Below are 23,910 nucleotides of genomic sequence, written 5' to 3' on the forward strand. Positions count from 1 at the left end.
AACTGCAACAGTCAACCTAAATAATAGGTGAGGAAGCCTAAATGGCAAAGCCCAATTATGACAGAAGTGCGACAATTTAAGGGAATGGTCATAAAACGCTCACGGAAAGCGTTTCCCAATTCCGATATAATCTACATGCGGAAGTATTGTTAGTTCATATTCCACTCACTTTTGCGAAGAACACAGCCAGGAGACCGGATAACGCGCGCCTTGCATGCTATAGGCGATAAGCGCCCGGCAAACCAATAGGGAGGATTTGCAAAATGACTATAACTACTGTTCCATCGCTTGTCGTACCGGAGGCATTCACTCGTTGGCTGGAAAGCCGGGGATTAATATATCAACTTTTAGTGGACTTTTATGGACGAAAGCCTAGTCTTTCTCTGGTCGCCCAATGGATCCGCAACCGCCGGATTAATGTTGCAGCAGAGATGACGGAGGGCGGACGGGAACTGAGACGGTACCTTTGCAGTCAGGAGCCTTCAGAGCTCCCGCAAATCTGCGAGCGGGAGAACCGTGAATACATGCGTCTAATGAATGAACGTGAGTCCAGCACAATTGTGGCCCGCGAAGCAGCCGGGCTGGGTCGTGAGGAAGAATTCTGCAACGTGCTGTCGGATGTGTATGCTTCTGCAGGTATTGTGTTCAAGAAATGCGGTGGCGAAGCTGATGATCATATCTCTATTGAGCTGGAATTCATGGCCGTGCTGCATGAGCGTATGCTGTACAACAGCTTCTCGGTTGATAGTGCCCTGGACCTGCTGGAGATCCAGGAGAAGTTCCTCGAAGAACATCTGCTGAGATGGACACCGCAGTTCTGTGAACGCCTGAATGCAGCCACAGATAGTCCGCTCTATCTTGGCCTTAGCCATATGCTGGAGGAATTTCTGCCGCAGGATCTGCAAATGCTGCGGGCCTGGAAGACTTCGCTCGAAAGCTCTGCGTCGGCGATGGCTTAGAAGGTGTTTGCGGACAAGGAATAAGACCGTCCCTGAGTCAGGGCGGTCTTTTTTTATTGAGGGAATGCAGCATATCCATGCAAATAAAGAGCACGGCGCCTCTCCTTAAGGGAAGGCGCCGTGCTCTTTGCATTGTAACTGATCTGTTAAGCCTTATTCATATACCTTTTTGCTGCGGAATTTCATCAGGAATTCATACACGACCGGCACAACGACCAGTGTCAGCAGGGTGGAGCTGACAAGACCGCCGATAACTGTTACACCGAGGCCCTTGGAGATGATGCCTGCACTGTTCTCAAGGCCGGATACGAGCGGCAGCAGTGCGCCAATCGTAGCGAGTGCGGTCATTAGAATCGGACGCAGGCGGGTAGATCCGGCTTCAAGCAAGGCTTGACGCGTAGACAATCCTTCCTTTTCCTTGTGAATTACACGGTCGATCAAGACAATCGCATTGGTGACGACGATCCCGATGAGCATCAGTGCGCCCATAAGTGCAGAGACGTTCAGCGTTTCTCCCGCCAGCAGCAGGGCAACCAGTGCACCGATAATCGTGAATGGCAGGGAGAACAGGATCGCGAACGGTGCCAGACCGCCGCCAAACGTAACTACCAGCACGAAGTACACAATGGCAACAGCGGCTGCCATGGCAATACCGAGCTGTCCGAACGTATCATTAATCTGCTCGGTTACACCGCCGAAGGTGACGGTCACGCCATCCGGCAGATCGAGGGCATCGATCTTTTCCTTGACGCTGTTAGAAGCGCTGTTTACATCATTCGCGATAATCTCGGCGGTAACATCCACCTTCATTTTACCGTCTTCCCGGGTAATAGAGTCCGGCGAGGTGCCGTTCTCAATCTTGGCTACCGCACCAATCGGCACTGTAATACCCAGCGGGGAAGTCAGTGTAGCTTCTTCCATTTCTTTAATGCTAGTATACGTATCTTTGTCGGTTTCAATGTAGACATTGTAGTTTTTGCCGTCCATTGCTACCTCTGTCAGCACAGGGCGGGTACCGGCAGGACTGAGCTTCATAGCAATTTGTCCGGCGGTAAGGCCTAGCGAACTAAGTTTTGCCTGATCGGCGACAATAGTGTATTGATCATAAGCTTCAGAGAGACTGGTCTCCCCGTCTTTAAAGTTGTCAGTGTCGGCCTTCACGATACCGGCAATCTCGTCGGCTACCGGCTTAAGCTGATCCAGACTGTCGCCAAAAATGTTCACGGTCAGCGTACTGCCTCCAAGGCCACCGCCTGACATCCCGGACAAATCACCCCAGACACCATTCGGAACTTCTTTGGTCAGACCTTCAATCAGATTTTCTTTAACCGTATCGAAATCAGGAGTATTACTGTCGTAAGTTACATAGAAGAGACCTGAATTCCCGGAGCCCATTCCAAACGGGCTGCTGCCGCCGATGGAATACTGCATTTTATCCAGATGTTTTTGAGCCAATATATATTTCTCGGCTTTCAGTCCTTGCTCCTTGACGTCTTCCAGCGTCTGTCCTGCTTTTGGTGAGAAGGTGAGGGTAACGTTCTTCTCTTCCTGGGAAGGCAGGAAGCTGACACCGATAGGTTTGATCAAGAACAAGCTGCCTACCAGGAGAACAACGGCAACACCGAAGGTAATCAGCTTATGGGAGAGGGACCAATTCAGAATCTTCGTATAGCCGGCGGCCATTCTGTCAGGCTTCGCGCCGTGATTGTTCTTGCCTTTCTTGAGGCCGTTGCGGAATAGTGTGTGTGCCAGTGCGGGCACCAGGGTAATAGCAACTACCAGCGAAGCGAGCAGAGCGAATACCATCGTAAGGGCAAACGGCAGGAAGAGCTCGCCCACCATACCGCTGACAAAAGCAAGCGGGAGGAATACAGCGATCGTTACGATGGTGGAAGACATGATCGGCACGAACATTTCGCGTGTCGCCGCGCTTATTAACTCACGGCCGCGGAGCTTCTCCCCGGAGAGGGTTAGCCGCCGGAAGATATTCTCTATGACGACGATCGAGTCATCGACAACACGTCCTATGGCGACCGTCATCGCTCCAAGCGTCATCATATTCAGCGTAATGTCCATCTGGCGCAGGCAGAGGATCGCAATGAGCAGCGACAACGGAATAGAGATGATAGAAATAATCGTCGAGCGGATATTCCGCAGGAACAGCAGGATAATCAGCACGGCGAACAGGGCGCCAAAGGCCGCCTTGGACAGCATCGTATTTACGGAATCCTCAATCGGCTTCCCTTGATCCAGCAGTACGGTGAGATTCATCGACTTGAACTGCTTCTTCAATTCTTCCGTCTTATCCTTGACGCCGTTGACTACATCTACTGTATTGGCGTCATTAGCTTTAACAATCTGAATCCCGATGGATTCCTTGCCGTTCGTGCGGGAGATGGACTCTGATTTGCCAACAACTTCAATAGAAGCCAGTTCTCCCAGCTTGACAGTAGGCAGACCAGTCATAACTGCTCCGGGAGCTGCACCGGTACCTGCTGCGGCACCAGCCGAAGGGACGGTTCCACCAGCACTTGGAGCTGCGCCTGCACCAGTCGAAGCTGCGCCAGACGGTACAACAGGAATACTCAGATTTTTCAGATCATCAACGGTCGTGACATTCCCGTCCACTACCACTGCTTTTTGCGAATCTTCCATGGTGAAGAGACCAAGCGGCACACGCAGGGAAGAGCCTTGGACAATCCCTTTGATCGTATCTTCAGTTAGTCCGTATTGCTTCAGCTTGTCCTGGTTGAACTTGAGCGTAACTTCCTTCACATATTGTCCGGCAATCTGCACGGAGGCTACACCTTCGATATCTTCCAGAGCTGGACGGATGTCGTTCTCGGCGATACGGGTCAGTCCTTCCAGATCCTCAGAGCTGTTGTCGGACAAGCTGAGTGAAATGACCGGCAGGGAGCTCAGGCTGAAGCGGGAGATCTGCGGTTTTTGCACATTTTCCGGCAGGGTGACTTCATTCAGCGCCTCCCGCACAGCCGCTGTGGCGTTATCCAGATTTGTTCCGTAATCAAATTCAATGGTGATACTGGAGGCATTCTCGAGCGAGTTCGAAGTCAGTGTCTTCACACCGTCCACATTGCGAAGCTTCTGCTCCAGCGGTTTGCTGACATCGTTCACCACACCTTCCGGTGCAGCCCCCGGGTAAATCGTTGTAATACTGAGATAAGGAATACTGATATTAGGCAGAGTCTCCTGCTTCATGGTCAGACCGCTGTACAGACCTGCGAATACAATGATGATCGTCAGAAGCCAAATGGCGAATTTGTTTCTGAGCGAGAAATTAATTAAGCTTTTCATAAGTTACGTTTCTGCTCCTCTCGGACCTTCCGTAGGGAAGACCTCAGTATTAATGTGTATCAGTTACTCCTATCCGTTGTTCTCTCTCTGCTGCTGTCTCTACCCATTTGTTCAGTGAAAATTGCATATGTTCTGGGATTGAAGCAAAATCTGCTTTCTCAGATCCTCCAATTGCTGTTGAACAGCGGGACAACTCTGTAGGTTGCCCATCATTCCCTGGAGAATGGCTTTGCGGGGGTGGGGCATGAGAATCTCACCTTCCAGAATGGCTATCGATTCCATAGCTTCATCTACGCTCTGCGGATCCATGTCTTGGGCCGAATTGAGCAACTCCTTCATTTCTTTGATCAGCTGCAGCGGATTTCGGTGAGGGCTGCTGCCGTCTTGATACTCTATCCAGCTGTCCAGAACTACGGGAGCGATCAAGGGAACATGATGTCCAGCGAGCAGACCGGCGACCACAATATCCAAGAGATCCACCAGATGATCGGCAAGTCTCGGAATGGAAACGGCGGACTCATGGTTGAAAAGAACCCAGATATAGGAATGGAGAATCCCATGGCCCAGTAAGAATAACTCCCCTGTATAAGGAATGATTTCTTTACCGTACATAATCTCCAGCTTGCTCCGGGACCAGTTCAGCAGGGGGCCGTTAATCTTGCGCAGCCATTCAGGCGCACCCGGTATGCCTTTTCCGGCCAGTTCCTGAAATTGCCGCTGAAAAAATTCCCTCAGCTCATACACATGAAGAAGCAGAATTTCAATCTGGTTGCGCAGCTTCTCGCGAGGGGGACTTGCGCTGTCCTCTTCCTGCTGCAGAGGGTCGTGGATCATACGGAAGCAATATATATAAATGCTGCGTTCCAGCTCTTCCTTAGATTTGAACACCAGGTAGAGACTGCCCTTGGATATCCCGCATAACTCTGCAATCTCCTGCATCGAGGTGGAGGAAGAACCTTTTACAGCGAATAGCTGCATGGCTGTTTTAATAATTTGTTCTTTTTTTATAGCATTTTTATCGGCTGACAAGGATGTTAGCTCCTCTCTGACCAATGAGTTCTGAAATTGACTACCAGGTCAAAACGATTATAGTATATATGTGATGCTAATACAAATGTAGCTACGCAGGAGCCGCACAAGTGGTTACATTATTGTTGTAATTCCTATTTTGCAGCCAATACCTGTAGGAAGAAATGAGTTCTTCATGTAATATATAAATGTGTCATTTTAGTGATGAAAGGCAGACAGAGAAGGTAGGTTATCTATGAGAAGAGGATTGCAGGCTTTTGTCATTATTGCAGCTTTATTGGCATTTTATTACTTCGGCTTCGGTGTACTGGGTAATACCGCCGGTACAATTGTCAGCGTATTCTCCACGTTGACCGTCATCTCCATCGCGCTCGGTATCTTTATGGAGAACCGTAATCCCTCCACAACTATGTCATGGATTCTGCTGCTGGCCTTGATTCCGGTAGTGGGACTCATCTTGTATTTTCTCTTCGGACAGAATGTGTTCAAGCGGCGCAAATATGATAAAAAGGCCCAACGGGACTTGATGGCCTACGAACGGATTGAGAATGACGCCCTGCGTATGCATCAGGACTGGTCGATCTTTGATTCGTCACGCCAGAAGCTGCTGGGATTGTCACAGAGGCTCGCGCGGACACCGGTTTCATTCAACTCCGAAACGCGCATTCTGACCAATGGCGAGGAGACTTTCGGCACACTGCTGCTGGAGCTCCGTCAGGCACAGCATCACATTCATATGGAATATTATATTTTTCGGGCCGACCATATCGGGACGCGGATTCAGCAGATTCTGATTGAAAAAGCCCGTGCCGGCGTAACCGTCAGATTTATGTATGACGCGGTGGGGAGTATTCAGCTGTCCCGTGCCTTCCTTAAGGAATTAAGCGATGCCGGAGTTCAGGTTGCGTCTTACGGTAATTCCACGTCCTTTTTTTCCAGTAGGGTCAACTACCGGAACCACCGTAAAATCGTGGTGATTGACGGAGATGTCGGCTTTATGGGCGGGTTGAATGTGGGGGATGAATACCTTAGCCGAAGTAAGACCTATGGCTTCTGGCGCGATACCCATATGCTGATCAGGGGCGAAGCGGTGCGGACGATGCAGATTATTTTTCTGCAGGACTGGATGCATACAACAGGCGAAAAAATCCTGGAGCAGGACTACCTCTCTCCGCAGCTGCGGTTCACGACCGGGGATGGAGCGGTGCAGATTATTGCCAGCGGTCCGGACAATGAGCGGCGTGCCCTCAAGAATATTTTCTTTTCCATGATTACCTCGGCGGAAAAATCAGTATGGATTGCCAGCCCGTACTTTATCCCGGATGAGGATATCTTAACGGCACTACGGGTAGCTGCTATGTCCGGGCTTGATGTGCGGCTGCTGTTCCCGGCCAAACCGGACAAGTGGATTCCCTTCCTGGCCTCCCATTCCTACTTTCCGGCGCTGCTGGAATCGGGTGTGAAGATTTACGAATATGAGAAGGGCTTCATCCATTCCAAGCTGCTGATCACGGATGGTCAAATTGCCACGATTGGAACAGCCAACATGGACATGCGCAGTTTCCATCTCAACTTCGAGGTCAATGCACTGCTGCTGCAGACGGAAAGCGTCTCCCGTATCGTGGCGGATTTCGAACGCGACCTGCTGTCCACCCGTCAGATTGTGCATGAGACCTTCATGAACAAGCGGCTCTTGGAACGGCTGCTGGAATCAGCAGCAAGACTTATGTCTCCGCTGCTGTAGACCGGACTTAAGCAGTCTCTACCACATAGGGCAGAGCAATCCGCCTATCCAACATATTAACTAAAAAGACCGCCGGACTAGGCTGCGCTTGCAGTTGTCCGGCGGTCTTTTGTATGCTCAGCGAGGATTATGCTGCTGCTGGACTTAAAAAGTAGTGAAGCCCAGGTTTTTCTGCATACGGAACAGGATGTATTTGAGCCAGGTCACATCGCTTTGGTACTCTTCAAGCGGCAGGCTGTACTGTGCGTCTTCGTTGCTCCACAGCCGGTTGAAATAGCTTTCCATTTCGGCATACAGCGGCTGGTCCTTCGTCATGCCTACCCACAGATTATTCTCTAGATTGAAGTCATCCAGGTTGCGGGCGGTGAAATTGGTGGAGCCACCCAGAACTACCGACTGGCCGCTTGCTTTGGCTATGAACATCAGCTTGGTATGGTATTGTTCGGTACCTGTGTTGTACCAGCGGATAGCAATCTTCCCGTTAGTGCGCTTGTTCAGATCCAGGGCGACCGGCCGGTTGGGTATGCCGATTTTATCGCGTCCGAAGGCATTCTGGTTCGGGTCCATCAGGAGCCTTATATCTGCTCCGCGTGCGGAAGCCTTCACCAGTTCGTCCAGAATCCGGTCATCCGCCAGATAGAACATGCCCATCCAGAGTATATCGCCCTTGCCGGCAGAACGGATGCCTTCGAGTGCATATTTATAGATCTTGCCCTCGGTCAAGTAACGTATCTCCAGCGGACCGCCGGAACGGGCTGCACTCTTCTCGGGGAATACGGGCATTTTGCTGAGAATTGGCCCTGCGTTAGACAGGTCGGCTGCCGCCTGCTCGCTATGCAGAATATCGGAGATGATAGGCCCTTGCACTTCCAAGGCAATGTTGGAATGATAGGCGCTGGCATCATGCACATTACCCGAAGAGATCAATGCAGTCTTCTCGCTGACCACCACCTTGCGGTGATTGGCTTTTACATTCAACAGTTTCAGATAGGAGCGGGCGGTGATGTCAGGGCCTTCGTTTGCCATCAGGTTAGGAATCCAGCCTTTACCGGATTGGCCGAACCATTGAAAGAAGGTGCGCCATACAGCCGAATAGGCGGGGGTCGAATCACGCAGCGGATCAACATCAGTAAGGATGACCTTGATTCCGGCAGCTTTCAATTTTTCCAGTAGTGGATTCGCGGCAGAGCCGTAATTGGTGTTGACCTCATCCGTAATGAAGACGATCTCCATATCCGGGTGGGCTGATTGTTGTGCGATGAGCTTGTCGGCCAGCTCCTGGCTCACCGCAGGGAAATTCTGATCCTTATGGGTATAGTTATTGAACAGGAACAGATCGATGACCAGAAACTCCCTGGATTCATCTATGATCTGCAGGATGCGGGGTAAGATCTGTTCCTCGTGCTGACTGTTCCCGCTGCTGTCCGGATAGGTAAGGTCATGCCAGAATGACACATGGTCTACTTTGTAGACGGGGCTCTCATACGAAATCCCCGCAGGAAGAGGTTTGTGGGTCTGGTATATCATCACTCCTGCCAGCCAGAGGATAAGAAGTCCAAGCGTCCATAGAATCCATGGTCGGCGACGGCGGCGGGGCGAATGTTTGTGGTGATGTGGAGAAAAGTCCCGGCCATTGGCATTGGTGGAATCCGGTGGTGTGGACGGAGTGGTGTTGTTGTCTGAATTCATAGGTTCCTCCTGGTGTGCTGCGGAGTAAGCTTGTGTACTAAGTATGCTCCAGCATAGTATTCAACTATTTAACACCTGAAGAGGTAAATTGAAGCAGATGTAATGCCTGATGACATAAACGGGTAGCGTATGTATAATGAGTGTAAACAATTTGTATAAGGTTTGAGCATTCAAATATTTAGAGGGTCAGGGAAGAGAGCGGGGTGCAACGTGTATTCGATCAAACAGGTCGTCGAAATGCTGGATATTCCTTCCGTTACGCTGAGAGCCTGGGAGAGCAGATATAAAGCGGTGATCCCCGAACGGACGGAATCCGGCTACAGGCTGTACAGCCAGGAGAATATAGAAGACCTGCGGTGGCTGAAAGAGCAGACCGAGAAGCAGGGAATCAATATCTCACACGCGGTCCGGCTGCTTAGAGCAAGCAAAGAGAAGCAACTGGAAGAGCATACGGCTATGGCCGGGGGGATGCCGGGTGACGCTTTTGAAAAGATGAAAAATCAAATCTACACAGCAATGCTTGAATTTCAGGGGGAACGGGCGAACGCGCTGATTGATTTTGGTTTTTCACTCTATGGATATGAAGCGATGTTTCATCAGGTGCTGGTACCCATTCTGGTCAGGGTTGGCGATGCTTGGGAGGCGGGGCTGGCGACTGTGGCCCAGGAGCATTATATGACACAGATGATATCCAACCGCTTTTATCAGTTTTTTCATGTCTTTCCTGTACAGGCCCATTATCCGAAGGTGCTGGCATTTTGCCCGTCCGGGGAACATCATCAGATCGGACTACTGCTGTTCGCGCTGTTTCTGCGTAAGAATGGAGTAGAGGTGATCTACTTGGGGGCTAATACGCCTGAGGAAGGCATTATGGAAATGCTGAACAAGCAAAGCCGGGTCGGGCTGATCTGTCTGTCGGTAACCGGCCAAGAGCGGGTAGCAGCCGCAGAGGATCTGATGAGACGACTGAAGGGGTCTTTTCCGGATCTTCAGTTTCTGGTGGGTGGCAAGGGATATGAGGAGGCTGCTCCGCCATTCTCTGAGGCGCGATATGTCATGAATGAATCGCCGGAGCACTGGCAGACGTGGTTTCAGGAAGTTTTTATGAAGCTGGAGATCAGACGCTAAAAGTTAAAACAGGTATAGGGAGCCCTTTCGAATCTGCAGAGATTCGGAGGGTTTTTTTGCGTTGGCACCGCCTTTGCCCACAATCTTCTGCAACACTTGAACGGTAAGCAAATATGTAGTGTTTACAACCCCGTCTAAAGTATGTATGATATTTGTATCAGATATGTATAGTTATTGTATAAGGTTTGTTTGAGGAGGAAAAAGAAGATGACCGGAGCAAAACGAACGGCCAAGGTAGCGGTGATCGGAGCAGGTCCGGGAGGACTGGCTGCCGCTATGCTGCTTGCCGCTGAAGGATATGAGGTGGATCTGTATGAGAAGCAGGATGATGTTGGAGGCAGATCGGGAGAACTGAGGCTCGGGGAGTACCGTTTTGACCGTGGTGCTACTTTTTTGATGATGCCGCATTTGCTGGAGGAACTGTTTGCTTCCGCAGGGCGTTCGTTGCACTCCTATATAGATTTAAAAGAACTGGATCCGCTGTATTCGCTGCATTTCGGAGATACCGTTTTTACGCCTTCGACGAATCAGGAGCATACGGCAGAGCAGATTGAACGTTTGTTTCCGGGGAATGGGGAGGGTTACCGCCGCTTTATGTCCGAAGAAGGGGAGAAGCTTGAAAGGGTAATCCCCCTGCTGCAACGGCCATTTCAATCCCTGAGTGATTATGTCAAAAAGGATGTGCTTCGGGCATTGCCCAAGCTGAACGCCGCGGACAATGTCTATAACCGGCTGTCCCGTTATTTTGATGATGAACGGCTGCGGTATGCCTTCACTTTTCAGGCTAAATATCTTGGGATGTCGCCCTGGGAATGTCCTGGCACGTTCACCATTCTCTCGTATATGGAGCACCGTTATGGCCTCTATCATCCGATTGGCGGCATTAACCGTGTGCTTCAGGCCATGGCAGACATCGTTCAGGAACACGGCGGGCGTGTCCATACCTCCACCGGTGTGAAGCAGATTATCGTGAAGAACGGCCATGCTGCAGGACTTCAACTGGAGAGCGGAGACAGGGTGGATGCGGATTATGTGGTGATCGGGGCTGATTTTGGCTCTGCCATGACGAAACTGTTCGAACCCGGAGTCCTCAAAAGATATACACCCGCCAAAATCGCCCGTAAGCGCTATTCCTGCTCCACAGCGATGCTGTACCTTGGAGTGGACGGGGAAGTGGATCTGGCTCATCACTCCGTTCATTTCGCGCAGGACTACCGGCGCAATGTGGAGGAGATTACGAAGCTGGGCCGGTTGTCCAAGGATGCTTCTATATATGTTCACAACCCGTCCGTCATCGATCCAACCTTGGCTCCGGCGGGTAAGTCTTCATTATATGTACTAATGCCCGTTCCCAATCTTACGGCCGGGGTGGACTGGGCGCAGGAGGGCGCTGCGGTAGAGGCTCAAATGATGGAGCAGCTACAACAAATCCCTCAGCTCGCGGGTTTGTCAGGCCGGGTAGAGGAGCGTCTGTTCTTCTCCCCGCAGGACTGGCAGGATAAGCTGGATGTATATAATGGCGCGACCTTTAACATGGCCCATAATCTGGGCCAGATGATGTACCTTCGCCCGCACAACACCTTCCAGGAGGTGGGCGGTATCTGGCTGGTCGGCGGCGGTACGCATCCGGGCAGCGGATTGCCGACGATTTTTGAGTCGGCTAAGATCAGTGCCCGGCTGCTGCGGGAGCACGACCGTGCTGCCCGCGGCAGCGCCTTTGTTCCGGCCGCTGCCGGAACGGGGGTTCCGCTATGAGCCGGATTGCCGTCGTCGGCGGCGGGATCGGCGGGCTTACCGCGGCCCTGCTGCTCAGCCAGCAGGGCCAAGAGGTTGTAGTGTACGAGCGCGGCCCGCAGGTGGGCGGGCGGGTGGCCTTTGAAGAGAATGGGCCTTACCGGATTGACCGGGGCCCGACAATTGTACTTCTGCCGGAGATGCTGCTCGGCATTATGAAAGAAGCAGGTCTGCCGGAAGGAAGCCTGGAGCTGCTGCGCTGTGATCCGCTCTACCAGATCCACTTCCAGAGCGGGCGCACCCTGACCAAGGTTGACGGAACCGAAGCGCAGGCTGCAGAGATTGACAGGCAATATCCTGGGGAAGGCAAGGGGTTCACCCGTTTTATGAAGGAAATGTCAGTACTATATCCTGAGGGCAAGGCCTCCTTTCTGGAGCAGGGGTTTGCACGGCGAAGAGATTTCTTCAGCCCTCGGAATCTGTCTTTGATGGGCCGGCTTCGCGCCTATAAAAGTCTAAGATCGGCAGTCGGGCAGTATTTCCAAAGTGAAGAGCTTAAGGATGCCTTTTCACTGCAAAGCCTTTACATCGGTGGTGCACCTTTCCGTACTCCGGGCATATACACGATGCTTCCGTATGCCGAGCATGCCTTCGGGATCTGGATGCTGAAGGGCGGGTATGGACGGCTTCCGCAGATTATGGCTCTTGAGCTTGAACGCCGGGGCGTGGTGATTCATACGAGTACTGAGGTAGAAGCGCTGGAAGTAAGCGGCGGACGCTGCCGGGGAGTTATGGTTCATGGCCAGAGCATCAAGTATGACGCAGTACTATACAACGGTGATTTTCCGCATCTGGAAAAGCTGCTCCCGCAGCAGATGTTCAAACAGGCCGGACGGCGCACTGATCCTCCTGGAGAGGCTGCTGCGGTAACATCAAAGCCCATCCGCCGCGGTGCATTCAAGCCCTCCTCGGGCTGTCTGCTGATTTATGCCGGAGTGAATACACGCTGGCCGGATGCCATGGTCCACCAGTTTTTCCTGCCGGACAGCCTGAATGACAATCTTCGGGAATTGTTCGATAAAGGAAGGATTTCAGACCACCCCTCCTATTATGTATTCAATCCGGTGGCGCTGGATGATAGTGTAGCACCTCCGGGAGAGAGTGTGCTTTATTTCCTGGTTCCGGTTCCGGCTGTGCCTGAGCTGGATTGGAATAGCATTGCCGGACCGCTGGCTGACAAGGTGCTGGCGGATGCAGAGAAGAGAGGATTTCCGGGGCTGTCTGCCAGCATCGTCTGGCGTAGGCTGCGCACACCGGCGCAAGCAGAGCAAGAAGGGATGTTCGGCGGCGGAAGCTTTGGCATCGCTCCGGTGCTGAGCCAATCCGGTGTGTTCCGGCCGCAGGCGAAGCCCTACTCGATACGAGGCTTATACGCCGCTGGTGCCTCGGTTCATCCGGGTGGCGGGGTACCGATTGTAATGCAGGGAGCGAGACTGGCAGTGAATGAACTTTTGAAGGAGATGAGCGGTCATGGATAAAAGAATTATGCAGCAATGTGAGGAACTCATGAAGAAGGGCTCCTCTTCGTTTCACAAGGCCTTTGACGGCTTGCCCAGTCCGCGCCGGGAGGCTGTGCATGTCATTTATGCTTTCTGCCGGATGATCGATGACAGTGTAGACGAACCGGATGACTCCCTTTATACCATTCATGAGCTCCGCGCTTATTTCAAAAACCTGGAGCAGGCGGAGGGACATTTTATCTGGCCGGCTTTGCGATGGCTGTTCGATACCTTTCCGCAACTGGAACGGGAACCGTTTCTGCTGCAGATGGAAGGCCAAACCCGGGACCTTACATTCACTCATTACGAAACACTGGAGCAGCTTGAAACCTACTGCTATCTGGTAGCAGGCACAGTGGGAGAAATGCTGCTGCCGGTCCTGCGGGATGACCATAATGAAGAAGCACAGGCCGCAGGAATTTCTCTTGGCATCGGGATGCAGCTTGTCAATATTATCCGGGATGTCGGCGAGGATTTAAGACGCGGGAGGCGTTATGTACCGCTTGATATTATGAGAAGGAATGGTTACCGGCAGCAGGAACTGGAACGCGGAGAGGTGAACGAACAGTTCGTGGCTGTGATTCATGAGCTAAGAAGAGAGGCACTGGCCTGGTTTGAAAAAGGCTTGGCAAACGTAGATACCTACCCGCCCGAAAGCGGGTTGGCTGTAGAACTAGCGGCTGCCTTCTATGCAGCAATTCTGGATGATGTTAAAGCCGCAGACTACGATGTCTTCCGCCGCAGAGCCTATGTCAGCGATGAGGCGAAGCTTCAAATGTTCCACCGCACAGCTGCGCGGTATGCCGACAAGGGCAGAGCGGCGGCGTACTAATGATCAAATATGTATTTTGGGTGTGGTATGCCGTTGGTGCCCTGCTGCTCATCCTATTCAGTATCCCTGACAGTCTGCAATTTTCCAGTGGAATCTTTCTGATCCTGTATGCTCTATATGCTGCTGATCTATTGGCAAAGGGACAAACCTCATTATTTCTGTCCGACCGGTCAGTCATTTTTCTGAATGAACCGAAGGCGCATTCTATATGGCTCTCTGCCGGCCTGATCTGGACGGGTGGAATGACCGTGGAGTGGATAGGTGTCCACTCCGGGCGCTTGTTCGGTGAATACGAATATACCAATACGCTCGGACCGCTGATCTACGGTGTACCTGTCACGCTTGGATTTGCCTGGATCGCTGTGATTTGCAATGCGGCTTTGATTAGTCATGATTTTGGGCAAAAGGGATATCGGCTGCTGGCTGTAAGAGCGGTTCAAGTCGGCTTTTGGACCGTATTGCTGGATTTGGTGCTTGATCCAGTCGCGCATGCGCGTAATTTCTGGCAATGGGGGGGTAGCGGAGACTTTTATCATGTGCCATGGAGCAATTTTGCCGGATGGCTTATCGTCTCTGCCCTGCTGTCCCTATGTCTTCCGAAACTTCATGTATCCCGTTCAGCCGCACGGCGGGGGACGCGGCTCTATCAGGCGATTCTGATCCTGTTCGGATTGATCAGCCTGCGTGAAGGGCTGCCGTTATGTGCAGTGATTGCCGGAGTAGGAGCCGCGTTGTCGGAAGGGGGGCTGCGCTATGCTGAAAGCCGCCAAATCCAGAAGCTTTAATCAATTATTCTACCGCTATAATTCGCTTTATCTGCTTCGCCGGCATTTTCATTTCCTGGGCATCTCCGGTGATCTTCAGCCCGAAGCTGCCGCAGGCCGACCTATTCTCTATATTATGAATCACAGCTCCTGGTGGGATGGCCTGCTGGCCTATCATGCCGTAGGACAGCTGAAAGGCAGCTCCCACTATTTCATGATGGAAGAGGAGCAGCTCCGCAAGTACGCTTTTTTCCGCAAGCTGGGGGCTTACTCGATTAACCGTGACCATACAGGCGATCTCAGAGCTTCATTACGATATACAGCGAGTCTGCTTCATGCAGGGGGGAATGTGTGGATGTATCCAGAGGGAGAGATTCTACCGCTCAGCAGTGCTCCGCTTACCCTAAAGGAAGGGGCAGCACTGATCTTGCGCATGTGCCCGCAGGCTGCCGTGGTTCCCGTCACTCTCTTTCATGGCTTGTTCCGGCATTCCAAGCCGGATGCGACACTTCTTGCCGGCGCACCGCTTAAGCATCCTTGGGCGGATATGGACCGAAGCCGCATCTCCGGCATGCTGGCAACGATTCTCCAGACACAGCTGGATACTCACAGACAGCTTATTTTTGAACATAAGGGGCATATGCCCAAGCAGTTCCGTCCGCTGATGAAGCAGGGAAGATCGACCAACGAATGGCTGGATGCTATGCGCGGCAGGGTTAGCCGATGAACTTTTTTCTGCAATTTCTTTTTACGATTTTGCTGCTGCAGTTAATCTTTGCGCTATGGAATGCAGCGCAGCTTCCCATACTTGGAGACCGGCAGCGGAAGAAGCCTTCTGCTCCTTCTGTGTCAGTGTCCGATCAGCCTCTCAAACGGCTGTCTATCCTGATTCCCGCCCGTGACGAAGCGGTTAATATTTCAGCCTGCCTTGCGTCCGTACTGTCCTGTGAGGATGCCGGTGTGGAGCTTGAGATTCTGGTGCTGGACGACCGTTCCACCGATGGAACGGGGAAGCTTGCCGCTGCAGCCGGACGGGGGCAGGTCCGGGTACTCGCAGGCCGTGAGCTGCCTGAGGGCTGGGTAGGCAAAACCCATGCTTGTGCACAGCTGAGCGAAGCTGCGTCAGGGGAATGGCTCCTGTTTCTGGATGCGGACGTGCGACTGCAGCCGGGTGCGCTTAGAGCCGCTGTGTCTGCTGTCCAAATTCAGGGTGCGGGTCTGATTACCGGGTTTCCCCGGCAGGTTACCGGCACTTGGCTGGAGCGTCTGGTTGTACCCCTTATGGGCTTTACGATTATCTCGCATTTGCCAGTTCCTCTCGTCCGGGGATCGAACGATCCACGCTTCGTAGCGGCGCACGGAGGCTTCATGCTGATCCACCGTGGCAGCTACCTCCGCTGCGGAGGGCATGAGGCCATCCGCAGGGAGCTTGTGGATGATATGGCCTTGGCCCGGGCGGTGAAGCAGATACGGGAGCCAGTGGCTCTGGTAGATATTACAGCTGTGGCTGACATGCGGATGTATCATCAGGCGGCTGAAGTCTGGAAGGGCTACCGTAAGAATATTTATGCCGGTCTTGGCCGTAATCCCTTACTCCTGCTGCTCATGCTTGCTTTGTATATGCTGCTGTATGTAGTACCAGTAGGAATGGCTGTCTACAGCATACTTAACGGTCTTGAAACAGCGGCGTTCTGGTCTCTTCTGTCCTATTTGGCAGGTGCTGCAATTAAGAGGACCAGTGATGCTTCAGGCAGACAGCCCATCTGGCTCTGTCTCTGGATGCCGGGCAGTATCTTGAGTCTGGCTGCGATTGCGCTGGGCTCCTGGAGGGGCAGCCGCTCCTCACAAGGCTACGAGTGGAAAGGAAGGCGGTACCGATGAAACAGAAGGCAGTGATTATTGGGGCCGGCTTCGGCGGGTTGTCGTCCGCAGTCACCCTGGCTGCCAAAGGCTGGGATGTGACGGTACTGGAACGTCAGGCCCATCCGGGGGGGAAGCTGCAGCGTATTGAGGAAGCGGGTTATACCTTTGATCGTGGGCCCAGCACCATTACAATGCCTCATGTGTTCCGTTCACTGTACGAACTGGCGGGTGCCAGGATGGAAGATTATGTGCAGCTATATGAACTCGAACCGCGTACACGCAATGTGTTCGCAGATGGTACGGTTGTGGACTTCTCCCGGGATAGTGAATATATGCAGGCACAGCTTGCAGCCTTTAGTCCCGGGGACGCTGCGCGTTATCCAGCGTTCATGGCTGAAGCTGCACTTCTGTACAGACTCAGCGAGAAGCAGTTCCTGAACAGGCTGCTGCTCTCCTGGAAAGATAAAATATCTCCGGCTCTGGTGCGCGATCTGCTGCGGGTGAGGCCTTTTCTTAGTCTTCAGTCCTTGCTGCAACGCTATTTCCGGCATCCCCATACCCTTGCGATGATGGGTCGTTATGCGACTTATGTGGGTTCATCCCCGTACAAGTCTCCCGCAATCTTTGCCATGCTTGGACATGTCGAGAGTCAGGGAGGGGTCTTTGGGGTCCGCGGAGGGACCTATAAGCTGGTCGAAGGCCTCGTCTCTTTGGCACAAGGGCTGGGCGTGCGGGTGATTACCGGAACGGAGGTAACACAGATTTCTGTGGTGAACGGCCGGGTCGAAGGGGTGGAGACGTCAAAAGGCTTCTATCAGGCCCATACGGTTATCGCCGGAGGTGATGTGCTGAGCATTAACCGGATGCTGCTTCCCCGGGAGACCCGGCCGCGAATGAGCGACCGCAGAATCTCCGCTTATGAGCCTTCTTTATCGGGCCTGGTTACCCTTGCAGGGGTCAGGCGCAAATATACAGGCCTGCTGCATCATACCGTATTTTTTCCGGAACAGTATGAGCCTGAATTCAAGGATATCTTTATTCGCAAGCGGCCCCCGCAGGAGCCCACAGTCTACATCTGTCATTCGGGATATTCCGAACAGGATATGGCGCCTGAGGGAGGGAGCAATTTGTTTATTTTGGCGAATGCGCCATATTTGAGCACTGCGACAGACTGGAGCCGGGATACCGAATCCTACGGCGAACGTGTGCTTGAAGTGCTTGCTGATCATGGCATCGATGGGATTGCTCAGGCTGAAGTCCTGAAGCGCTATACCCCGCAAAATATCGCAGACGACACGCTGGCGCACCGTGGAGCGATCTATGGAATTTCCTCGAATTCCGTCCGCCAGACGTTTTTTCGTCCGGGGAACCGCTCCCAGGATATCCAAGGGCTGTGGTATGTAGGCGGCACAACGCATCCTGGCGGAGGAACTCCAGTGGTCTCCTTATCCGGAAGGCTGGTTGGCGAATACATTGCCGATCATACTTAGATTAAGGTGCTACGCTAATGATTCAGCAGGCGAGCATGGATGTAGAATAGGGATATGCTATAATGAAGCTTGCTGGCAGGCGTCCAGTACATGGAAAATCTCATGGGGGACAGTATCTCCCTGCAGATTATAGATCGCTAGAAACGGGGGATGACAGTATGAATCAGATGCCGCAGGATGAATCACTATATAATGTACAAAAGAAATCCGGCTCCACCCCGCCAGCTGCACAACCTGCCGGGCATCAGTCTCTGCTGCCTTCATCCACAACGGGAGAACGCAAGATTGAACACGTGAGGCTTTGCTTGAATGAGGAAGTTGGCGGCAGTGGAATTTCAACTGGCTTCGAGCATTACCGCTTCCGCCATAATGCGCTTCCTGAGCTGAATTTTGATGATATCTCCCTGCGGACGGTCTTTCTGGAGCGGGAAATGCGGACCCCGTTGCTGATCAGCTCCATGACCGGCGGCAGCAGCGCTACCGGTGCTATTAACGCCAGGCTGGCTGCGGCAGCCGAGCGCAGGGGCTGGGCACTTGGGGTTGGCTCCATCCGGGCAGCTGTGGAACGCTCCGAGCTTGCCTCTACCTTCAGGGTCCGTGATCAAGCCCCGGGAATTCCTGTCATTGCCAACATTGGAGCGGTACAGCTGTCCTATGGCTTTGGCGTAGATGAATGCCGGCGTGCTGTAGATATTGCCGGTGCGGATTGGCTGGTACTTCATTTGAACGGGATTCAAGAGGTCTTTCAGCCTGAGGGTAACACAGGATTTGCCTCCTTGCTGTCGCGGATTGAGCAAGTCTCCCGGGCACTGGAGGTCCCTGTCGGGGTGAAAGAGGTCGGCTGGGGAATTGACGGGGAAACGGCTTCCCGGCTGTATGATGCCGGCGTTGCTTTTGTCGATGTGGCAGGGGCTGGTGGAACTTCATGGAGTCAGGTAGAAAAGTTCCGCAGCAGTGACCCGGTCCGGCGGGCCGCCGCTGAGGCATTCGCCGATTGGGGAATACCCACCGCCGAATGCATTGTGGAGGTTCGGGCGGCATCGAAGCACGGTGCGCTCATCGGCAGCGGCGGGCTTAGACACGGCGTGGATGCGGCCAAAGCACTCGCACTTGGAGCAGATTTGGCCGGCTTCGGACGGAATCTACTCGGTCCTGCAGTGGAATCCGAGGAGGCGCTGGATCAAGCGCTGGCTCAGGTGGAGCTGGAGCTGCGGACTGCAATGTTCGGTATCGGTGCACCTAACCTAGCTGCGCTGCGCAATACAAATCGCCTAGTCAAGCATTGAAGTGAATAGAGAATACGGAAACAAGGAAGGGCACAAAACGATGATTAGACTGGTCCAAATGGACGAGACCACATTTCAATTTTTCATGAGCCAATCTACCAGGGATTATGCAGAGGATAAAATAAAGGCTGGGGCCTGGGATACCGAGACGGCCATGCAGCTGTCACAAGATGAGATGAACAAAACTTTGCCCGATGGTCTCCATACCGAAGGGGCATATATCTTTTCCATAGTAGAGACGGATTCGGATACTCAAGCCGGGTATATCTGGTTCAACGTGATCGAGGGACGAAGCGGGCGTGAGGCTTTTATTTATGATTTTTATGTTTTTGAACAGTACCAGGGCAAAGGTTACGGCAAGCAAACACTACTTGCGCTGGATGAGGAAGCCCGCAAGCTGAACATTACCAAAATCGGCCTGCATGTGTTCGGACAGAATAACCGGGCCTTTGAGCTGTACAAAAAAATGGGCTTTCTCGTAACGGATATCACCATGTCGAAAGAACTTTAGAATGGTCCGGCCTAAGCTGGCAGGGAAGAGACCCCAGGCGGGGTCTTTTTGGTATTTTCATACATTAAGGCAGGGGTGAAGCGGATCATCCTTGGCAGGCCGCCCACTAACAGACACATCCGCCTGTTGCTGGCAGTTTTGTTCTAATATATAATGGTTGAGATCAAGCCCTGGAATTTATGCGGTGATCAATCCAACCGAAAATAGGAGTTGTCATATAAATGGCTTTGAAAGCAGGTATCGTAGGACTTCCGAACGTAGGGAAATCCACATTGTTCAATGCAATTACACAAGCGGGAGCAGAATCCGCCAACTATCCTTTCTGTACCATTGACCCGAACGTAGGTGTCGTGGAAGTGCCGGATGAACGTCTGGATAAGCTGACTGAGCTGGTGCAGCCGAACAAGACGGTCCCAACGGCTTTTGAGTTTGTGGATATTGCCGGTCTGGTGCGCGGTGCGAGCAAAGGTGAAGGCCTCGGCAACAAGTTCTTGGCCCACATTCGTGAAGTGGATGCGATCGTTCATGTTGTGCGCTGCTTCGTGGATGAGAACGTTACCCATGTCGATGGTAAAGTGAATCCGATCAGCGACATCCAGACGATTAACCTGGAGCTGATTCTGGCTGACCTGGAGAGTATCGAGAAACGGATCGAACGCTCCCGCAAAAACATCAAGGGCGGCGACAAGAAATACGCCCAGGAAGTTGAAGTTCTGGAGCGCCTTAAGGAAGCTCTTTATCAAGACCAACCTGCGCGCAGCGTGGAATTGTCCGATGACGAGCGTCTGATCGTGCGTGATCTTCACCTGCTGACCCTGAAGCCGGTATTATATGCGGCTAACGTTGGCGAGGATGAAGTGGCTACAGCCGAAGAGAACCCTTATGTTCAGCAGGTACGCGAGTTTGCCGTTGCCGAGAACGCCGAAGTGGTGCCAATCAGTGCCAAAGTGGAAGCAGAGATTGCTGAGCTCGAAGGCGAAGATAAGGCGATGTTCCTGGAGGAGCTGGGCCTGCAGGAATCCGGGCTGAACCGTCTGATCAAAGCAGCCTACAAGCTCCTCGGGCTCTACACCTATTTCACTGCTGGGGTACAGGAGGTTCGTGCCTGGACAATCCGCAAGGGAACCAAAGCGCCTGGTGCTGCTGGTGTCATTCATACAGACTTCGAGCGCGGATTCATCCGTGCAGAGGTTGTTGCGTACGCCGATCTGCTCGCTGCCGGTTCGATGAACGGCGCCAAGGAACGCGGACAGCTGCGTCTGGAAGGCAAAGAGTATCTGGTGCAGGACGGCGACGTTATGCATTTCCGTTTCAACGTATAACTTGCCTGATGAAACCCTTGTTTTACAGGAGTTCATCGTTTTACTGGATAGATTGTTAGTACTCCATAATAGTTAATTAAGTTATAGAAGCAAGAGGAAGTCATCCGGGCTAGAGGTTCTACTGGCGGATGGCTTTTTTGCTCTTCCTGTTGGACTGTGTATATGCATAACATTTCTGCTGTACTTACATAATAAGGAGCGAATTTGGCGGGCTGCAAAAATATACGCGGCTCTGTTCGCAGCCCTGTAGCCAATTGGCGGGTTCGGTGGTATAATATAAAGTCGTATATCTATTTTTATTGTATAAACAATTTAAAGTTTTAATATTGAATCTGAAATTGAATCAGGAGAGGTGAATTCCCTTGTTGGACCGATTGCAATCCCTGGCGGACCGCTATGAGAAACTCAGTGAACTGCTTTGTGACCCGGATGTTGCAAGCGACAGTAAGAAACTGAGGGACTATTCCAAAGAACAATCCGATTTGCAGCCCGCCTTTGAGGCGTATGCCGAATATAAAAATGTTATGGAAGAGCTTGAAGCCGCTAAGATGATGCAGGGCGAAAAGCTTGATGAAGAAATGAAGGAAATGGTCAAGATGGAGATTGACGACCTTTCCTCGCGTCAGGTTGCACTGGAAGAGAAGATCCGTCTCCTCCTGCTGCCGAAGGACCCTAATGACGACAAGAACGTGATTGTGGAAATCCGCGGCGCAGCCGGTGGGGATGAGGCGGCATTGTTCGCATCTGATCTATACCGGATGTACACACGCTATGCTGATGCCCAGGGCTGGCGCATTGAGCTAATGGATGTCAATACCAATGACCTCGGCGGATTCAAGGAGGTTATCTTCTTGATTAACGGACGCGGTGCATACAGCAAAATGAAATTCGAAAGCGGAGCACACCGTGTTCAGCGTATTCCGGCTACGGAGTCTGGCGGACGTATTCATACCTCGACTTCTACGGTATCTGTGATGCCCGAAGCGGAAGAATTTGAAATTGAAATTCACGATAAGGATATTCGCGTCGATACCTTCTGTTCCAGTGGTGCAGGTGGACAGTCGGTTAATACTACCAAGTCAGCTGTACGTGTAACCCATATCCCGACAGGCATTATGGCTACCTGCCAAGACGGCAAGTCCCAGAACTCCAACAAGGAGAAGGCACTGCAGGTACTTCGGGCCCGGATCTCGGATATGAAACGCCAGGAAGAGGAAGCGAAATACGCCGGAGAACGCAAGAGCAAAGTCGGCACGGGTGACCGCAGTGAGCGGATTCGCACCTACAACTTCCCGCAGAGCCGTGTAACCGATCACCGTATCGGTCTTACACTGCACCGCCTGGAGCAGGTAATGAACGGGGATATTACAGAAATTATCTCGGCACTGTCGATTGCGGAGCAAGCGGAATTGATGGAAAAAGGAGAATAATGCTTTGAAACACGACGCTTATGTCATGCCTAACGTGCAAAGCATCCGGGAAGCCTTTGCGGAGGCTTCTTCTTTTTTGGACCAAGCCGGGTGCAATGAGCCCCAGCGCAGCAGCCAGCTGCTGCTGGAGCATGTGCTGGGCTTGTCCGGGGCGGCCTATTATATGGCGCTGGCCGATCCGTTTCCGCCTGCGGTGCGTGAGACTTGGGAGGCCGCGGTGACCCGCCGTGCGGCCGGCGAGCCGGTGCAGTATATCATCGGAGAGCAGGAGTTTTACGGGCGGGCTTTTGAGGTGACACCCGATGTACTGATTCCCCGGCCGGAGACGGAGCTGCTCGTCGAGGCGATTCTGAAGTACGGCGCGGAGCTGTGGCCGGATGGTGTTGTGGCAGCGCCGGGTGAAGCGGCGCAGGACAATGTGACAGTGGGCGAAGCGGCGCAGGACAATGCGGCAGCGGGCGAAGCGGTGCGGGACAAAGCGGAGCCGGGTAAAGCGGTGCAGGACAATGCGGTTGCGGGAGAAGTGGCGGAGGACAATGCGGCAGCCCGCCGGGAGAGCGGCGAAGCAGGCCAGCGCGCGCCGCGTCCGCTGACCGCCGTCGATATCGGCGCCGGCAGCGGAGCGATCTCCGTCACGCTGGCGGCGGAAGCGCCGGCGTGGCGGGTTTGCGCCGGCGACATCTCGCCCGGCGCGCTGGCCGTGGCCGGGCGCAATGCGCAGCGGCACGGCACGGCAGTGGACCTGCGGCTCGGCGACTTGCTCGAGCCGTTTGCGGGGATGGAGACGGATATTCTCGTCTCCAACCCGCCATATATTCCCGGCGCAGAGATCGCCGGGCTGCAGCGCGAAGTGCGCGATCACGAGCCGCGCACTGCTCTGGATGGCGGCGACGACGGGTTGGACCCGTACCGCCGCATGATGGAACAGCTGGCGCTGCTTCCGGCGCCGCCGCGTCTGGTCGGCTTCGAGCTCGGCCAGGGTCAGGCCGGGCAAGTCGCCGGGCTGCTGCGGGCGGCAGGCCATTGGAATGAGATCATCACGATTGACGATCTCGCTGGTATTCCCCGCCATGTGCTGGGGATCGCCAGGTAGCAGCAGGGAAGCCGTTACCGGATGAGGGAGTCACCGGGTGCAAAGTTAACGGTTAATCTCCCAGCCGGTAAATATCATATCTGAATTTATGAGCACGGGAACGATAAGTGGATTTTCTACCGCTAATTTGTTGAAATCAGGCCCCAATTAGGTTCCCTTTTC

General features: G+C 53.0%; 18 protein-coding genes. 15 read left to right on the forward strand and 3 right to left on the reverse strand.

Features of this window, described 5'->3' with window-relative positions; translation table 11 throughout:
* Positions 1-263: 263 nt before the first annotated feature.
* Entirely contained in the window at positions 264-959 is a 696-nt protein-coding gene (locus ACAN54_RS16120; protein WP_379157039.1) for a TorD/DmsD family molecular chaperone, read from the forward strand.
* A gap of 153 nt (positions 960-1,112) precedes the next feature.
* Here ACAN54_RS16120 and ACAN54_RS16125 read toward each other — a convergent pair whose 3' ends face one another.
* Together ACAN54_RS16125 and ACAN54_RS16130 are read right to left on the reverse strand one after the other, a co-directional pair.
* A complete protein-coding gene (locus ACAN54_RS16125) occupies positions 1,113-4,274 on the reverse strand; it encodes an efflux RND transporter permease subunit (RefSeq protein ID WP_379157042.1) in 3,162 nt (1,053 codons plus the stop codon).
* A 111-nt stretch (positions 4,275-4,385) separates the two neighbouring features.
* Positions 4,386-5,303 carry a TetR/AcrR family transcriptional regulator gene (locus ACAN54_RS16130; RefSeq protein WP_379157046.1) on the reverse strand — a complete coding sequence of 306 codons (918 nt, stop codon included), beginning with the start codon at positions 5,301-5,303 and terminating at the stop codon, positions 4,386-4,388.
* 235 nt (positions 5,304-5,538) lie between these two features.
* On the opposite strand from ACAN54_RS16130, the gene cls reads away from it, so the two are divergent.
* A complete protein-coding gene (gene cls / locus ACAN54_RS16135) occupies positions 5,539-7,047 on the forward strand; it encodes a cardiolipin synthase (protein WP_379157049.1) in 1,509 nt (502 codons plus the stop codon).
* Positions 7,048-7,191: 144 nt separating this feature from the next.
* Here the strand turns inward: cls and ACAN54_RS16140 are convergent, their stop codons facing one another.
* Positions 7,192-8,736: a phospholipase D family protein gene (locus tag ACAN54_RS16140; protein WP_379157052.1), complete on the reverse strand. Its 1,545-nt coding sequence runs from the start codon at positions 8,734-8,736 to the stop codon at positions 7,192-7,194.
* Positions 8,737-8,946: 210 nt separating this feature from the next.
* On the opposite strand from ACAN54_RS16140, the gene ACAN54_RS16145 reads away from it, so the two are divergent.
* The 13 genes from ACAN54_RS16145 (at position 8,947) to ACAN54_RS16205 (ending at position 23,748) form a co-directional block, all read left to right on the forward strand.
* Positions 8,947-9,864: a MerR family transcriptional regulator gene (locus ACAN54_RS16145; RefSeq protein ID WP_379157055.1), complete on the forward strand. Its 918-nt coding sequence runs from the start codon at positions 8,947-8,949 to the stop codon at positions 9,862-9,864.
* 207 nt (positions 9,865-10,071) lie between these two features.
* Entirely contained in the window at positions 10,072-11,619 is a 1,548-nt protein-coding gene (locus ACAN54_RS16150) for a phytoene desaturase family protein (protein WP_379157058.1), read from the forward strand.
* Entirely contained in the window at positions 11,616-13,136 is a 1,521-nt protein-coding gene (locus ACAN54_RS16155) for a phytoene desaturase family protein (RefSeq protein ID WP_379157061.1), read from the forward strand. Before ACAN54_RS16150 ends, ACAN54_RS16155 begins: the two co-directional genes overlap by 4 nt.
* On the forward strand, positions 13,129-13,989 hold the full coding sequence (locus ACAN54_RS16160) for a phytoene/squalene synthase family protein (RefSeq protein WP_379157064.1): 861 nt from the start codon (positions 13,129-13,131) through the stop codon (positions 13,987-13,989). Before ACAN54_RS16155 ends, ACAN54_RS16160 begins: the two co-directional genes overlap by 8 nt.
* Positions 13,989-14,774, forward strand: coding sequence for a carotenoid biosynthesis protein (locus tag ACAN54_RS16165; RefSeq protein WP_379157067.1), 786 nt, complete (start codon positions 13,989-13,991; stop codon positions 14,772-14,774). Before ACAN54_RS16160 ends, ACAN54_RS16165 begins: the two co-directional genes overlap by 1 nt.
* Positions 14,743-15,480 carry a lysophospholipid acyltransferase family protein gene (locus tag ACAN54_RS16170; RefSeq protein ID WP_379157071.1) on the forward strand — a complete coding sequence of 246 codons (738 nt, stop codon included), beginning with the start codon at positions 14,743-14,745 and terminating at the stop codon, positions 15,478-15,480. The genes ACAN54_RS16165 and ACAN54_RS16170 overlap by 32 nt, the downstream gene beginning before the upstream one ends.
* Positions 15,477-16,634 (forward strand): glycosyltransferase family 2 protein, encoded by a 1,158-nt coding sequence (locus ACAN54_RS16175; RefSeq protein WP_379157074.1) that lies wholly within the window; start codon positions 15,477-15,479, stop codon positions 16,632-16,634. The genes ACAN54_RS16170 and ACAN54_RS16175 overlap by 4 nt, the downstream gene beginning before the upstream one ends.
* A complete protein-coding gene (locus ACAN54_RS16180; protein WP_379157077.1) occupies positions 16,631-18,106 on the forward strand; it encodes a phytoene desaturase family protein in 1,476 nt (491 codons plus the stop codon). Before ACAN54_RS16175 ends, ACAN54_RS16180 begins: the two co-directional genes overlap by 4 nt.
* A 158-nt stretch (positions 18,107-18,264) precedes the next feature.
* Positions 18,265-19,392: a type 2 isopentenyl-diphosphate Delta-isomerase gene (fni, locus tag ACAN54_RS16185; RefSeq protein ID WP_379157080.1), complete on the forward strand. Its 1,128-nt coding sequence runs from the start codon at positions 18,265-18,267 to the stop codon at positions 19,390-19,392.
* 40 nt (positions 19,393-19,432) lie between these two features.
* The gene (locus ACAN54_RS16190; RefSeq protein WP_379157083.1) at positions 19,433-19,903 is read left to right on the forward strand and encodes a GNAT family N-acetyltransferase; all 471 of its coding nucleotides are present in this window, start codon (positions 19,433-19,435) and stop codon (positions 19,901-19,903) included.
* Between the two features lie 221 nt (positions 19,904-20,124).
* Positions 20,125-21,225 carry a redox-regulated ATPase YchF gene (gene ychF / locus ACAN54_RS16195; RefSeq protein WP_379157086.1) on the forward strand — a complete coding sequence of 367 codons (1,101 nt, stop codon included), beginning with the start codon at positions 20,125-20,127 and terminating at the stop codon, positions 21,223-21,225.
* Positions 21,226-21,587: 362 nt separating this feature from the next.
* Positions 21,588-22,655 carry a peptide chain release factor 1 gene (prfA, locus tag ACAN54_RS16200; protein WP_379157090.1) on the forward strand — a complete coding sequence of 356 codons (1,068 nt, stop codon included), beginning with the start codon at positions 21,588-21,590 and terminating at the stop codon, positions 22,653-22,655.
* Between the two features lie 4 nt (positions 22,656-22,659).
* The gene (locus ACAN54_RS16205; protein WP_379157093.1) at positions 22,660-23,748 is read left to right on the forward strand and encodes a N5-glutamine methyltransferase family protein; all 1,089 of its coding nucleotides are present in this window, start codon (positions 22,660-22,662) and stop codon (positions 23,746-23,748) included.
* The last annotated feature ends 162 nt before the right edge of the window (positions 23,749-23,910 follow it).

It is taken from the genome of Paenibacillus diazotrophicus (assembly GCF_042610465.1).

Coding starts and splice junctions, on each gene's coding strand:
- ACAN54_RS16120 (WP_379157039.1), top strand. CDS start 264: ATGACTATAACTACTGTTCCATCGCTTGTCGTACCGGAGGCATTCACT.
- ACAN54_RS16125 (WP_379157042.1), bottom strand. CDS start 4,274: ATGAAAAGCTTAATTAATTTCTCGCTCAGAAACAAATTCGCCATTTGG.
- cls (WP_379157049.1), top strand. CDS start 5,539: ATGAGAAGAGGATTGCAGGCTTTTGTCATTATTGCAGCTTTATTGGCA.
- ACAN54_RS16140 (WP_379157052.1), bottom strand. CDS start 8,736: ATGAATTCAGACAACAACACCACTCCGTCCACACCACCGGATTCCACC.
- ACAN54_RS16150 (WP_379157058.1), top strand. CDS start 10,072: ATGACCGGAGCAAAACGAACGGCCAAGGTAGCGGTGATCGGAGCAGGT.
- ACAN54_RS16155 (WP_379157061.1), top strand. CDS start 11,616: ATGAGCCGGATTGCCGTCGTCGGCGGCGGGATCGGCGGGCTTACCGCG.
- ACAN54_RS16160 (WP_379157064.1), top strand. CDS start 13,129: ATGGATAAAAGAATTATGCAGCAATGTGAGGAACTCATGAAGAAGGGC.
- ACAN54_RS16165 (WP_379157067.1), top strand. CDS start 13,989: ATGATCAAATATGTATTTTGGGTGTGGTATGCCGTTGGTGCCCTGCTG.
- ACAN54_RS16170 (WP_379157071.1), top strand. CDS start 14,743: ATGCTGAAAGCCGCCAAATCCAGAAGCTTTAATCAATTATTCTACCGC.
- ACAN54_RS16175 (WP_379157074.1), top strand. CDS start 15,477: ATGAACTTTTTTCTGCAATTTCTTTTTACGATTTTGCTGCTGCAGTTA.
- ACAN54_RS16180 (WP_379157077.1), top strand. CDS start 16,631: ATGAAACAGAAGGCAGTGATTATTGGGGCCGGCTTCGGCGGGTTGTCG.
- fni (WP_379157080.1), top strand. CDS start 18,265: ATGAATCAGATGCCGCAGGATGAATCACTATATAATGTACAAAAGAAA.
- ACAN54_RS16190 (WP_379157083.1), top strand. CDS start 19,433: ATGATTAGACTGGTCCAAATGGACGAGACCACATTTCAATTTTTCATG.
- ychF (WP_379157086.1), top strand. CDS start 20,125: ATGGCTTTGAAAGCAGGTATCGTAGGACTTCCGAACGTAGGGAAATCC.